Origin of the sequence: Hoylesella loescheii DSM 19665 = JCM 12249 = ATCC 15930 (assembly GCF_000378085.1) — a bacterium.
Taxonomy (GTDB): Bacteria; Bacteroidota; Bacteroidia; order Bacteroidales; family Bacteroidaceae; genus Prevotella; species Prevotella loescheii.
The window spans coordinates 128,129-142,811 of the sequence record NZ_KB899212.1; the positions used below are offsets into that span (position 1 = coordinate 128,129).

A 14,683-nucleotide genomic window follows, 5' to 3' on the forward strand; every position below is an offset into this window, starting at 1 on the left:
TGTTTTTCCAGAGATATTTATTAACTTTGCAAGAGTTTAATACGGACATTTTTTTATTTAATTAAATAAGAACAAATTATGGTAATTGAAAAAGTTCATGCGAGAGAAATCCTCGACTCAAGAGGTAACCCTACCGTAGAGGTGGAAGTGACATTGTGTAACGGCGTGGTAGGCCGCGCAAGTGTACCTTCTGGCGCATCAACAGGCGAAAACGAAGCCCTCGAATTGCGCGACGGCGACAAGGGCCGCTACTTGGGTAAGGGTGTTCTCAAAGCCGTAGAGAACGTAAACAACGTTATCGCTCCTGCCCTTAAAGGCATGTCGGTTTGCCAACAACGCAAAATCGACTACAAGATGCTCGAACTAGACGGCACGCCCACAAAGAGCAAGCTGGGTGCCAACGCCATTCTCGGCGTTTCGTTGGCCGTTGCCCAAACTGCCGCTAAGGCATTTGGTATGCCCCTTTACCGCTACATCGGCGGAACAAACACATACGTTTTGCCCGTTCCGATGATGAACATCATCAACGGTGGAGCACACTCTGACGCTCCCATCGCTTTCCAAGAGTTCATGATTCGCCCCGTAGGTGCATCTTGCGAACGTGAGGCTATCCGTATGGGAGCTGAAGTGTTCCACGCACTGGCTAAGAACTTGAAGGCTCGCGGACTGTCTACCGCAGTTGGCGACGAGGGTGGTTTCGCTCCTAAGTTCGACGGTATCGAAGACGCTTTGGATACAATCATGAAGTCTATTAAGGATGCCGGCTACGAACCTGGTAAGGATGTGAAGATCGCTATGGACTGTGCTGCATCTGAATTTGCCGTACAAGAGAATGGCGAATGGTACTACGACTATCGTCAACTCAAAAACGGTATGCCCAAAGATCCTAACGGAAAGAAACTCACCGCTGCCGAACAGATTAAGTATCTCGAAGAACTGATCACCAAATATCCTATCGATTCTATCGAAGATGGTTTGGATGAGAACGACTGGGACAACTGGGTGAAGCTGACGGAAACCATCGGCGACCGCTGTCAGTTGGTTGGCGACGACCTCTTCGTTACCAACGTGAAGTTCTTGGAGAAAGGTATCAAGATGGGTGCTGCCAACTCTATCCTTATCAAGGTTAACCAAATTGGTACGCTCACCGAAACACTTGAGGCTATCGAGATGGCTCACCGCGCTGGTTACACCACCGTTACCTCACACCGTTCGGGTGAAACGGAAGATACGACCATTGCCGACATCGCCGTTGCTACCAACTCTGGACAGATCAAGACTGGTTCGTTGAGCCGTACCGACCGTATGGCTAAGTACAACCAACTTATCCGTATCGAGGAACAATTGTGCTGCTCTGCACGCTATGGCTACGAAAGGCTGAAGAAGCAATAAGCATACGCAGAGATGATACTTGCCAAATGGTCGGCGGTAGATGCTGATATGGCATCGCGCCCTGAACATTTGGAAGCGTAACTTATAAGATGGGGCGGCCTATTTGGGTCGCCCCTGTTTTTTTATTTAAGCTCATTTCCAGCCCTGCTAGCCTCACATCCGCCCCTATCGGCCTCACCCTCAGCCCCTCTCCAAGGGGAAAAAGCCTTACCCCCAGCCCCTCTTCAAGGGGAGAGGGGAGTAATATGTAAGGTCACAACAAGGCTAATTAATTAAATATGTAATGTTATAACAAGGCAGAATAATAAAAGATGTAAGGCTACAACAAGGGGAAATAATAAAAGATGTAAGGTAATTACAAAGACAAACAAGCATAACAGCCACGCTCCCAACAAAGCATTTCACTCCCCTCTCCCCTTGAAGAGGGGTTGGGGGTGAGGCCTATAAGGGGTTGGGATGAGGCTGTTTTTTTACTCATTAAAGATTTTATGTACTCAAAACTCTATTTTCTCAGAACCTTAACCTTTGCCATTTTCGCCCTCTTTGCCTTCTCGGGCATGGCGCAAAAGAACATTTATGGCTTTAAGGTAAAGGACGAAAACGGCCGAATGGTGTCGTTATCAAAGTATCGTGGTAAGGTGTTGCTCATCGTAAACACAGCCACGCAGTGCGGACTTACGCCTCAATACAAGCCCTTGCAGGAGCTTTACGACAAGTATCGCGATAAGGGCTTGGTGGTTTTGGGCTTCCCATGCAACCAGTTTAAAGGTCAAGCGCCTGGTACGAACAAAGAGATACGCCAGTTTTGCGAGGCCAATTACGGCGTAACTTTTCCGCAATTTGCCAAGATAGACGTAAATGGCAAGAACGCCATTCCGCTTTATCGTTACCTCAAACGCCAGCAGCCATTCTTTGGTTACTTGATGAGCGACTCCACACAGCGTGCCGAGTTCGAGCGTTTACCGAAGGATGTGCCCCTCAATGTCATGTACGACATTCAGTGGAACTTCACCAAATTTATCGTTGACCGTGAAGGAAAGGTGGTGAAACGCATCGAACCCAAAGACACGATGCCGTATTTGGAAGAAGAAGTGGCAAAGGTTGTTGGGCAGGACAGATAACAATGAACCCCAAGAAACTGATAAATAACGCTAGGGCAGATGCTAAAGCCTTAGGCAAATAGCCCTTGAATGCGCAGTTGTCTTAGCTGAACTAGGCTTCCTTGGCCAGCCAGATTGCCCAGCATTTAGCTTTTCTGCCAACAAAAAAACGGCCTAACCGTGCCTACTTTACAGGGGCGGTTAGGCCGATTTCTTTATTATAGGTAGGCACTAAGCCTTATCCAATCATTCGTTTCAGGTCTTCTTCTACGGTGGTTATACCGCCAAGTCCGAACTGTTCAACCAGCACTTTCAGCACGCCAGGCGAAACAAAGGCAGGCAAGGTAGGGCCGATGTGGATGTTCTTAATGCCCAACGACAGCAGGGCGAGCAACACGATAACCGCCTTTTGCTCGTACCAAGCGATGTTGAAGGCAAGTGGCAGATCGTTGATATCGGCTGCACCGAAAATCTCTTTTAGCTTCAAAGCCACCACAGCCCATGTGTACGAGTCGTTACATTGGCCTGCATCGAGCACGCGGGGAATGCCATTGATGTCGCCGAGGTTAAGTTTGTTGTACTTAAACTTGGCACAACCCGATGTGAGGATAACCACATCGTGGGGCAGCTGCTGAGCAAACTCCGTGTAATAGTCGCGACTACGCATGCGGCCATCACATCCACCCATCACAACAAACTTGCGAATGGCTCCGCTTTTCACAGCTTCTACAATCTTATCGGCCAGTGCAAATACCTGATTGTGGGCAAAACCGCCTACAATCTCACCTGTTTCAATCTCTGTTGGGGCCTCACAGGTCTTGGCAATGGCAATCACTTCCGAGAAATCCTTATGTCCGTTGGCGTCTGCTTCGATGTGTTTCCAACCGGGGAATCCCGTTGAGTTCATCGTAAACACACGGTCTTTGTAGTTGGCATTGGGTGAAGGCGGCACGATACAGTTAGTCGTAAACACGATAGGACCATTGAACGTGCTGAACTCTTCTTTCTGTTTCCACCACGCGTTGCCGTAGTTTCCAACCAGATGCTTATATTTTTTCAGTTCGGGATAATAGTGAGCGGGTAGCATTTCGCCGTGGGTGTACACGTCAACGCCTGTTCCTTCGGTTTGTTTCAGCAGCTCTTCGATGTCGTGCAGGTCGTGTCCCGAAATCAAAATGCCTGGGTTTTTGCCCACGCCAATGTTCACCTTGGTTATCTCGGGATGGCCATACGATGTGGAGTTGGCTTTATCTAGCAGGGCCATAGCGTTTACGCCCCACTTGCCAGTGTCGAGAACGCAGTTCAGAAGTTGGTCCATGGGGGCGTCGGGGTTGGCTATAATGGCCAGTGCATCGCCCATAAAGTCGGTAATGGTTGTATCGGTATAGCCCAATCGCGAAGCGTGCTCGTAGTAAGCGGCCATACCCTTGAGGCCCAGAACGGTGAGTTCTTTCAGCGAACGCAGATCTTCGTTCTCGTTGCGCAGCACACTTTCCTTGCGACTTTGTGCCTCGTAGTCGGCCTTTTCGCCACCCCACAGTATCTCGTGATAGGCTGGCAGTTCCACATTATGCTCTTTGGCGATGGCCAGCAGTTGCTTTTTCAGGGCGATACCTTTGTCTACACGTTTGAGGATGCTGGCATCATCGAAGTTGGCATTGGTGATACAAGCGAACAATGCGTCGACAAAATAGGTGTCGACACCCGCTACACTCTCTACGCCAGCTTTACGAATGGCTCGGTCGATGGTGGCAACGCCACGCACTACGCCTAGCAAAAGGTCTTGATAATTAGAGGTTGAGGCCTCTTTGCCGCATACTCCCTTAACGGTGCAACCCGTTCCCTTGGCTGTTTCCTGACATTGGAAACAAAACATTTTATTCTCCATCATGCAGTTTTTGTACGTTTTATGATTGTTATTTTGCCTGCAAAGATACGCGGGATAATACCTAGTAAAGGGTAACAAATGTGTCCGCAGGGTGGTTAATTGAAGTTAAATATACCTATAAGTAGGTATAAGTGGGGCTGGGATGGATGGCAAACGGCCTTACCATCCTTATTGCTTGGGCCAATAAAAGCTGTCGTTGTGTGTTGTGGGATACATGAAAACAGCGTTTAGCCATTTCCCTCGCGCGCGCTTATATAATAAGGAGTAAGGGATAAGTGATGAGGTTGTAAGGGCCAAGTGACGAAGTTGTAAGAGGCAAGCAATGAGGTTGTAAATGGCAAGTGATGAAGTTGTAAGTGGCAAGCGAAAAGCTGTAAATAGGGAACTTTTCATCAACCGATCAGTACAAGGCCGTTTGTACTGCCACTACAAGCCTTTTGTAGCGTGGCGTTAGTCATTTTTCCGTTTGGAAGTAAGTAAGTTTACTAGTTGACGAGTTGATAAGTTTGTGGGCGTTAGCCATCTTTTCACCCTTTCACCCTTTCATCTTTTCACCCTTTCACCCTTTCATTTTTTCACCTTTAATCATCCTTTGTTGGAGTTAAGTAGTTCGATAGGACTAACCCCGAACTGGTCTTTAAAACACTTGGTGAAATAAGATGGCGAGGTGAAACCAACCTGATAAGCTACCTCGGAAATAGATGTTACGCCACCCTCTATCAGCTTACGTGCGCGGTTCAGTCGGGTGGCACGAATCAGTTCAACAGGGCTAAGCCCCGTTAAAGCCTTTACCTTACGATAAAGTTGTACCCTACTGAGGTCTACCGCAGCACCTAATTGTTCCACGCCAAAGTCGTTATCGCTGATGTTGCGGTGTATTTCGCTGCGTATTTTGCTCACAAACACCTTGTCGGGCTTGCTTATCTCCTCGTTGGCTAGTTCGTCTGCGCCTGCGAAAACCAATTTTAGCTGTTTGCGACTTTGCAGCAAATTGTGGATGCGCGCCAAGAGCAAGGGCGCACTAAAAGGTTTGGTGATGTAGGCATCGGCACCATGTTCGTAGCCGGCAATGCGTTGTTCGTCGAGCGTTCGCGCAGTGAGCAGTATCACGGGGATATGACTTGTGGCCGTGGCTTGTTTCAAGCGGCGACACAATTCAAGCCCATCCATCTGCGGCATCATCACGTCGCTCACTACCAAGTCGGGTATATTCAGCTCAGCCAGCTGTAAAGCCACCTCCCCATTAGGGGCTGTAAGCACGCGATAATGTTTTTCGAGCAGTGTGCGAACCATTTGGCAAACGTCGTCGTTGTCGTCGGCGAAGAGGATGGTGGGCTGATGTGGGTCGTTGTTTTCTTCGAAGATGGTCTGCAACTGCGGATCTTCGGCCTTTGCCGTGGCATGCATTGGGGGCGTGATAAAGGTTTGTGGCTCGACAGACAGCGACTGATCGGTGGGCGATATCGAAGCCTCGGCTTGAGCTTCGAGCGGCAAACGCACGGTAAACACCGTTGGCCCCTCGTCTTTGCTGCAAACGCCGATGTCGCCACCATGCATGTCTACAAAGGCCTTAGCCAAAGCCAAGCCGATGCCCGTGCCCTCTTTGCTGTTCTGCGGCTGGTAAAAACGGTCGAAGATATGTGGCAAATCCCTCTCGGCGATACCTTTGCCCGTGTTCGTTATACTTAGCGTGGCCGTGCCTTGCGCCGTGTCTGCGACTAGTTCTACATTTATTTCGCCCTCTGCTGGCGTAAACTTCACGGCGTTAGAAAGAATGTTGCTCACCACCCTTTCTATCTTCTCGGCGTCTATCGTGGCCTTAATGTGTTCGGGCAGATGGTAAGTAAGCTTGATGCGCTTATGCTCGGCAGTTGCGAGAAACTCGCTAACAACGTTGCTTATCAGCGCAGCGAGATCGGTCTCGGCTAGCTGTAAGGTCATCTTTCCACCCTCAACCTTCCTAAAATCCAGTATTTGGTTAATGAGTTTTAGCAACGTTCGTACGTTTCGATGCGCCACTTCAAGCAGCTGGCGTTGAACATTCGACAGTTGATTTTCGGCCAAAAGCTGCTCCACGGGTGTTTCGATGAGGGTTAAAGGCGTGCGTAACTCATGGCTTACGTTGGTGAAAAACATCAGCTTAGCCTGCGTGGCGGCCTCTATTTCGCGGTTCTTTTCTTCCAGCTTTTCGTTGAGTTTCGCTTTCGCGAAATAGGCTTTCAGCACGAAGAAAGCGAAAATCATGAGGATGAAAACCAACAAAATACCCAACACAAGGATGGTTTTCTGGTTGCTATATTGCGCCATACTCTCGTCGATGCGATGGTTCAGACGTTGCATCTTGTTGTCGAGCAGGGTTAGTTCGGCCCATTGTTGTAGGGCACTTTCGGCATTGTTGGCGTCTATCACGCCTGTTTGCAAGATGGTTTCTCGGCGAAAAGGGCGACCCTCCAATATGTTCATGGCCAGTTTTAGCACCTCGTCGCCATGTGTGGGATATACGAATGTGGCTAGAAATGTTCCGTTTTTCACGGCCTCGATACCATCGCCTGGGGTGGGTAAGGCGTCAACACCCACAATCTTCACACCCTTCATGCCTAGCTTTTGTGTGGCTTGGTGTGCCCCAATGCCCATTCGGTCGCACTGCGCAAACACCAAGTCGGCCTCGCCAACAGCCTTAAACATGCGTGTAGCTTCGGTTTCGGCCTTTTGCGCAAACCAGTCGGCGTGGGCGTTAGCCACCACTTTTATTTGCGGATAATGTGCCAGAGCCTCGCGAAAACCACTGTCGCGCTCTATGGCTGGCGACGAACCGCGAAGTCCTTGCAATTCCATCACGCGCCCCTTTCCGCCAAGATGTTCGCCCACAAAACGCCCTACGGCTCGCCCGATGGCCACATTGTCGGCCCCGATAAAGGCCGTGTACTTGTCTGACGCACTCTTCCTGTCGACCAGCACCACGCGAACGCCGCGGTCGAAGGCTTTGTTGATAACGGGCGTGAGTGCCTTCGCCTCGTTGGGCGACACGATAATGAGGTCGGCACCTTTATCAATGAAACGCTCAATCTGTGCTATCTGCACGCGGTTGTTGTCTTTGGCCGATGCAAACTCCACGCGCACGTTGTCGTAGAGGTAAGACTCGCGCCTTATCTCGCTGTTCATTTTTGTTCGCCACGAGTCTTCGCTGCACTGCGAAACGCCAATGAAAAAACTCTTCTTAGGACTGCAAGCCGATAGCAACAAGGCTAAAATGGCCAGCAACGTAATGGCGAAGAATGTAAGCTTATGGCTTTTGGGGTTCATATTGAGCGGTTATAAAGGCCTCGCCCCAACCGCTCTCCAGGCGGAGGAAGGAACGAAATGCCTTGTTACGATATTGCATGCGATGGGCATCTGCATTGTAGCGGCAACCCATATTACTCCCTTCTCCCCTTGGAGAGAGGATGAAGGGTGGGACTTCGCGCCTTCTTTATCGGATCGGCGTTGAAGCCTTAGGCGCTGCGTTACACTGCAAATTTAGGCATAAACCTAGAAAGCCCACTCACATTTCGTGAATTTTTTGAGCACGCCTTTTTGGGTACAAGCCGTTTTGAAGTGTATTTCCGACTTTTTGGCAAAGACAAATCTTTAATCTTGTTACTAAAATTAAAAGCGCGTAAAGAGGCTATTTAATTTACATTAAATATCAAAAAATCACAACAACATTGGCAGTTATTTTGTATCTTTGCCATGAGCGATGCACAAAAAAGAAGCCTTGTTGTAATGGTTAGCGGGATGAATACCCCGCTTTTTGGCATGGCTAATTTGTCGCACTACGCTCTATAGTCTGCTAAAAAATGGGAGAATGATGTGTCTAGAACGGTACACCGACACCATGAAAGCGACAATCTATTTAACCAATGATGTAGGTATTATATGAACAAGACCAGCAACAACTTTGAATTTGAGATATGCGCAAACAGTGTGGAAAGCTGTTTGGCGGCCCAAGAGGGTGGAGCTGACCGGGTGGAGCTTTGTGCAGGCATCTCCGAAGGCGGTACTACGCCTTCGTTTGGCGACATCGTGACGGCTCGCCGATTGCTTTCCGACACCAAGCTGCATGTTATCATCAGGCCGAGAGGGGGTGATTTCACCTATTCGGATCTTGAAATGGACATCATGGCAGCAGATATCGACGCCTGTAAACAGGCTGGCGTAGACGGCGTGGTGTTTGGATGCCTAACCCCAGAAGGCGATATCGACATCGAACGCAATGCCAAACTGATGGCGCATGTGGGCAATATGGCTGCAACCTTTCATCGCGCGTTCGACAGATGCCGTAATCCGCTCGACGCTTTAGACCAACTTGAGGAACTTGGGTTTAATCGCGTGCTTACCTCTGGCCAACAAAAGACGGCCGAGAAGGGTATTCCGCTGCTCTACAAACTGCAAAAGAAGGCAGGAAAAGGTATCGCCATTATGGCTGGATGCGGTGTGAACGAACGCAATATCTTTAAGATACACGTAGAGACGGATGTAACGCAATTCCACTTTTCGGCACGCGAATCGGTGCTCTCATCGTGCGAGTACATGAGCGGAAACGTGCGAATGGGTGGCAAAGACACCGACGAAAGCTATCGGGAGGTGACAACGGCCCGCCGTGTGAACCACACCATCAGGGAGCTTCGTTCTGAAAAGAATGCCACCTAGTTATGTGTAGCCATCTCGGTGGCTCTATCATTAAAAATAATAAAACGAGTTAAAACCATCGCAGAAAATAGTCTTCATGGCTTGTTTTACCGCTAACAGCTCTATCGCTGGTGCCCCTAAGCTAGGCGTGGCACATATTCCACTTGGCGAGAGAACGAAAGACGGTAAGAGAAGTGCATTGTAAACAATCTGAATAGGCTACAGCGAGTAGCCTCGAAATACAGTTGCCGCATTGCACCTTCTTGGAGAAAGCTACTATAATGGAGACTTTACTCACCCTCGATTGCCTGTATGACCATCGCCAAGACAACGAGGTGAGTTCTGCACAAATCATCAATCATCACCCTTTTATCTTCCATCAACAAAACCCCTACCTTCAACATGAGAAAGCTATTGTTATCCCTTTTCATCGCCTTGACCGCGTTTAACGCAGCCCAAGCAGGCTATTACCATTTCATTTCCGATGATAAGTATCGTGCGCAGGTACACAAAGATTTCACCGAGAAAATGCAACTGGTGGGCAAAAACTTCTTCAGCGCAACCCAATCGGTGCCTTCTGTGGCCGAGCAAGAGGCCTTAGAGTTTCTCTATGCTTACATGCCAGTGGCCGATGTCACAGATTACACCACCGCTTTCTATCTAGACAATGTGAAGGCGACATTTAAAGCGCGTGAAGAAATGCCGTGGGGACGAACCGTTCCCGAACTGCTTTTCCGCCATTTTGTTATGCCCATCCGCGTGAACAACGAGAACTTGGACAACGCACGCATCGTTCTGTACGACGAATTGAAAAAGCGTGTCGAGGGTTTGAGCATGACCGAGGCCATACTTGAATTGAATCACTGGTGCCACGAGCATGTTACTTATCAGCCATCCAATGCCCGCACGTTGTCTCCGCTGGCTTGTATGAAGACGGCCATTGGTCGTTGTGGCGAGGAAAGCACGTTTACCGTGGCGGTATTGCGTACGCTTGGCATTCCCGCCAGGCAGGTGTATACACCCCGATGGGCACATACCGACGACAACCATGCATGGGTTGAGGCATGGGCCGATGGCCAATGGCACTTCTTAGGAGCGTGCGAACCCGAGCCTGTGCTTAACTTGGGATGGTTTAACTTACCTGCTTCGCGTGCCATGCTTATGCACACCAAAGCCTTCGGCAATTATCGTGGACCCGAAGAGGTGATGTTACGCACCAACAATTACACCGAAATAAACCTCATTGGCAACTACGCCCCAACGGCTCGCATTGATTTCATGGTGGTGGATGCCGCAGGAAAAGCCGTTGATAAGGCCAAAGTGGAATTTAAGATATACAATTATGCCGAGTATTACACGGCCGTGAACAAGTTCACCGACAATCGCGGGCGAACCTTTCTCACTGCCGGTGTGGGCGATATGATGGTGTGGGCCTCCAAAAATGGGGCTTACGGCTTTGCCAAAGCATCGTTCGGGAAAGACAAGAGCATCACCATTCGTCTTACTCGCAGCGCACGAACCGATGCTAAGAACATGGTAGGCGCGCTCGATTCTACCAATATCGTGCCACCGGTAGAGAGTGCCAAGCTGCCCGAAGTTAGTCCCGAGCAGGCCGAAGCCAATAAACTACGTTTGGTAAAGGAAGATAGTATCAGGCACGCTTACGAGGCTACGTTCTACAAACCCAAGAAAGATGGAAAGGTTGGAACGTTCTTAAAGAAGGCGCGTGGCAACTGGCAAACCATCTATCAGTTTATTAACAGTCATACCGACCGTATGGATAGGGCGCTGGATTTGCTGGCTACGTTGCCCGACAAAGACTTGCAAGACATCTCTTTAGATATTCTTGAAGACCATTTTAATGCACAAAGCGATCAACTTTCACCCCGCGTGGAAGACGAAATGATCATCGCACCCTTCAAGCAATCGTTCCAAGAGGCTTTCAATAAAGGGCTGGCCGATAGCATGCGTGTAGATCCCACGGTGCTGATAGACTGGACCAAGCACAACATTAAACTTAATCCCGACACCAAGGCCTTGCGTATCGCGCAGACACCGATGGGCGTTTGGCGGTCGCGACTTACCGATACACGCTCGCGCGACATCTTCTTCGTGAGCATGGCACGAAGCCTGGGTATCGAGTCGCGTAAAGATGCCGTAACGGGAAAAGTACAATATAAGCGCGATAGCGTGTGGGTAGATGTAGACTTTGATAACGCACAGCAACAGGTAACGCCCACAGGCCGACTGAAACTCACGTACACGGCAGTTCCGTTGTTACCTTCCGATCCCAAGTATTACAGCCACTTCACCCTCAGTAAGATTGTAGACGGACAAGCACGCCTGTTGAACTTCGAAGAAGGGGATGGTAACGACAACGAGGGGACAACCTGGGCCAATACCTTTAAGAATGGTTACGATCTGGATGCGGGCACCTATCTCTTGGTAACGGGTACGCGCTTGGCCAATGGCGGCGTACTGGCTACGCATCGTTTCTTCAACATCGCCGCGGGCAAAACCACCGAAGTGGCCCTTAAGATGCGTCGCCCGTCGGGTCAACTCAACGTGCTGGGCAACTTCGATAGCGAGTCGCGCTTCCTCAAAGATGGACAAGAGGTGAGCATTCTCTCACAAACGGGTCGCGGATATTTCACGCTCGCCCTGCTTGGCATTGGCGAAGAACCCACCAATCACGCGCTACGCGACTTGGCAAAAGCACGCGCCACGCTCGACGAATGGGGTCGTCCGTTCGTGTTGCTCTTCCCCAACGATGCCGACTTGCAGCGTTTCAAGAACGAGAATTTCGGTACATTACCTGCCAACATCATTCTTGGCGTGGATGCCGAGGGTAAGATTAGGCAGCAAGTTGCGCAGGCAATGAAGCTAGCCAATCCATCGCAGATGCCTGTGTTTATCGTGGCCGACACCTTCAATCGCGTGGTATTCTGCTCGCAAGGCTATACCATCGGCATGGGCGAACAGCTGGAGAAGGTGGCAAAAATGCTGGAAACAGGGAAATAAAGAATAGCTTGCATTAGATTAATCGGGCCAATCAGACTAGTCGAACCTTTTTAAAAAGACTCGGCTAATCTGATTGGCCCGACTTGTATTGATGATAAGTTCGAGGTAAGAAACAATCGTTATGCCAACTACCGCTACGCAATGGTCGGCAAATTAACCATTCCGTCGTTCGCATTTTCATCGTTCAGAAAATGCGCTTTCTATGCCCTGACAATGCATTATTAGATTAATCGCCGTGTTATATATGTTTTGGACGGCTGTTCCAATTCATCTGGAATGTTGTTCCATATCATCTGGAACCCCGTTCCAACTTAGCTGGAATAGGGTTCCAACTTAACTGTAACAAAGCGGGATGTTAAAAAGCTCACTACAAAGGCTTATAGAGTGGGGGATGAAAGGGGGCGTTTGGAGGGCGGGAAGGTGAGTAGTTGGTGGCGATAGGCTGTGGAACGAACCGCCTAGATCGAGCCAAGCTAGTGTTAAACGTTACGTAAATTCGGGATAAGATGCGATGCGTTCTTCAGCAAGATTAGAAAAAATACGACAAGTTATCTCACTAACTAGCGCCACGCTATAGTTGATATAACGATTGAGTTTTATCCCGAACTCGTGTAGTTTCTTATCCCGAACACTCGTTTGGTGGTTTATCAATCTGCAACCCTGTAGCTTTTACCGCCTCGTTAGCATGCCAATTGCTCAACGATCACCGCTTGTTATTGCCGCTTTCATTGCTTCTAACAGGAAGCTTTTGCCGATGAGTGCTCTCGATTATGGTAGCAAATGCGCGTAGCGGGCAAAGGTGTTGTTGTGCGGTTTTATGGTAAATCACGTAGCCTACATGGTTCTCTAGTGTGTAAATTAAGATAAAGCCCGTTATCGCGGCTTTCATGCGATAACGGGCTTTATACTTATAATAACGGCTACTTAGAAACGTACAAAGGGGAATGTATAAATGTAGCCTAACTGTTTCTTTAGTGCTCCTTGTGTGCGAACTATAATTTCATTCCCATTTGGACTAGATGCGTAGAACACCATAGGGCTTGATGGGCCAGAATAATCGCATAATGTAGAAGACCAAGCCCGACCTTGGAATGGGTCAGTACCACCTGCATTGGTAAAAGCATTTGTTATAACATCCACCTTTTTCTCAAAAGTTATGGTCTGACCATTAACTCCTGTCTTCTTGGCTAGCTTATCAAATACTTTAATAATTTCTCCTATGGCAGGGAAGTACCACTTACCGAAGCTCACATTGTATGGGTTGTGCGATGCCCAATAGAATGCGGGGTAGCGCGTTTGTTCGTCGGCTTTTACAATGCCGTTTACATCGGTGCTCTTATCCCACGTCCAGTTGTATCCGTTTTCATCTTTCTGCGCCTCCACGAGCTCAGTATATTTAGTGGTGTAGTTGTGCCCTGAATAGGTAGGAGAAGTCGAAGCCTCCCATTCTTGTATCGTACTGCGTAGCCCCATGGCAACACCTTGTTTTACGTTAGTCTTTTCTTGTGACACAATGGCAATTGGTGTGCGCGACCCTTTTTCAGCAGGTACGCCGCAACTACCATCATTAAAGAGGTAGAGGGCAGGGGTAGGATTGAGCTTAATGTTAATGGTGTAACTACCATTATCCTTCCAATAAACCATTTGTGCGAAATTAATGTACTTATCTTTTATATCCACGCTCTTGCCATAAATCGTACCTGAAAGGTCAAGATAGAGACCATGGATAGTTTTGCTATTGCTGATATACTTATATTCGGTTAAGAATTCGTTGGCCAATACGTAAGTTTCAGATTTTCCAGTAGGAGTAGTGGGGAGAGAGTATTCATCTGAATACCATTCGGACACGGAGGTACCACCCCCTGAAAATCCTGTAGGGACTGCGATGTAGAAATGAGATTGAGATCCACTCCCAAAGTTAAACTTAGCCTTTACGTTGGTCAGTTGTTCGGTATATCCTGTGAATCGTACTCGCAAACGCGATGTCCTATGGTACATCATGAAAATAATCCGCTCGCTACCTGTTACGATCTCTTGTTCTGTTACGCCAATCATTTCCTTGGTAATTACACTTCCCGATGTCTTGGAAACGACTGCCCCCGTTCCAAATGTATTGTACAAAATTACATTATCCGTTGTGCAGACGAACTTATAAGTACCAGGGCTAAGGCGTAAATGCTTGCCAGCATCATGAACGAACTTGCCACCTTTGAATCTTCCCGATAGCTCTTTACCTTGGCCACTAAGTAATTGCCCAGAAGCATCGTACACCCTGATTATGTAATGACCGTCACTAACGGGTGTTGCACGGGTTACACCGTTCGCTCTTGTTGGTTCTGCCCCATCGCGTTGTATTGAAACTTCGGCCTCAATACCGTTACCCAGATCTATTGTACCCGCATCTACTGGCTGCGGTATCGAACGTGTGGAAACGTCTGAGTCAAAACTCTCTTCTTGGAGCACGAAAGATAAACCATCGGCACCCACTTCCACTTCATTGTTTCCATTGTCTGTATCTTTGTCTGTGCTGCATGCAGCCAACATTAGGGCAATAGGCATTGCCCATATACACACTTTATGTATCAGTTTCATTTTCTTCATTGTTAGAATTAAC

7 protein-coding genes are annotated in these 14,683 nt (G+C 48.6%); 4 read left to right on the forward strand and 3 right to left on the reverse strand.

What is annotated here, in order from left to right:
• Positions 1 to 78: 78 nt before the first annotated feature.
• Both eno and F453_RS0104205 read left to right on the forward strand, forming a co-directional pair.
• Entirely contained in the window at positions 79 to 1,392 is a 1,314-nt protein-coding gene (gene eno / locus F453_RS0104200; protein ID WP_018966885.1) for a phosphopyruvate hydratase, read from the forward strand.
• Positions 1,393 to 1,880: 488 nt separating this feature from the next.
• Entirely contained in the window at positions 1,881 to 2,513 is a 633-nt protein-coding gene (locus tag F453_RS0104205; protein ID WP_018966886.1) for a glutathione peroxidase, read from the forward strand.
• 217 nt (positions 2,514 to 2,730) lie between these two features.
• Here the strand turns inward: F453_RS0104205 and hcp are convergent, their stop codons facing one another.
• Both hcp and F453_RS0104215 read right to left on the reverse strand, forming a co-directional pair.
• Complete coding sequence (gene hcp, locus F453_RS0104210; protein WP_025789890.1) at positions 2,731 to 4,383, reverse strand: hydroxylamine reductase; 1,653 nt, start codon at positions 4,381 to 4,383, stop codon at positions 2,731 to 2,733.
• Between the two features lie 582 nt (positions 4,384 to 4,965).
• A complete protein-coding gene (locus F453_RS0104215) occupies positions 4,966 to 7,683 on the reverse strand; it encodes a substrate-binding domain-containing protein (protein WP_018966888.1) in 2,718 nt (905 codons plus the stop codon).
• 612 nt (positions 7,684 to 8,295) lie between these two features.
• On the opposite strand from F453_RS0104215, the gene F453_RS0104225 reads away from it, so the two are divergent.
• Complete coding sequence (locus tag F453_RS0104225) at positions 8,296 to 9,069, forward strand: copper homeostasis protein CutC (RefSeq protein WP_018966889.1); 774 nt, start codon at positions 8,296 to 8,298, stop codon at positions 9,067 to 9,069.
• Positions 9,070 to 9,450: 381 nt separating this feature from the next.
• Positions 9,451 to 12,069, forward strand: coding sequence for a transglutaminase-like domain-containing protein (locus F453_RS0104235; RefSeq protein WP_018966891.1), 2,619 nt, complete (start codon positions 9,451 to 9,453; stop codon positions 12,067 to 12,069).
• Between the two features lie 924 nt (positions 12,070 to 12,993).
• Here F453_RS0104235 and F453_RS14075 read toward each other — a convergent pair.
• Entirely contained in the window at positions 12,994 to 14,661 is a 1,668-nt protein-coding gene (locus F453_RS14075; RefSeq protein WP_154659391.1) for a hypothetical protein, read from the reverse strand.
• Positions 14,662 to 14,683: the final 22 nt, after the last annotated feature.

Bases quoted from the DNA above. Each gene is read 5' to 3' on its own strand.
- eno (WP_018966885.1), top strand. From the start codon at position 79: ATGGTAATTGAAAAAGTTCATGCGAGAGAAATCCTCGACTCAAGAGGT.
- F453_RS0104205 (WP_018966886.1), top strand. From the start codon at position 1,881: ATGTACTCAAAACTCTATTTTCTCAGAACCTTAACCTTTGCCATTTTC.
- hcp (WP_025789890.1), bottom strand. From the start codon at position 4,383: ATGATGGAGAATAAAATGTTTTGTTTCCAATGTCAGGAAACAGCCAAG.
- F453_RS0104215 (WP_018966888.1), bottom strand. From the start codon at position 7,683: ATGAACCCCAAAAGCCATAAGCTTACATTCTTCGCCATTACGTTGCTG.
- F453_RS0104225 (WP_018966889.1), top strand. From the start codon at position 8,296: ATGAACAAGACCAGCAACAACTTTGAATTTGAGATATGCGCAAACAGT.
- F453_RS0104235 (WP_018966891.1), top strand. From the start codon at position 9,451: ATGAGAAAGCTATTGTTATCCCTTTTCATCGCCTTGACCGCGTTTAAC.
- F453_RS14075 (WP_154659391.1), bottom strand. From the start codon at position 14,661: ATGAAACTGATACATAAAGTGTGTATATGGGCAATGCCTATTGCCCTA.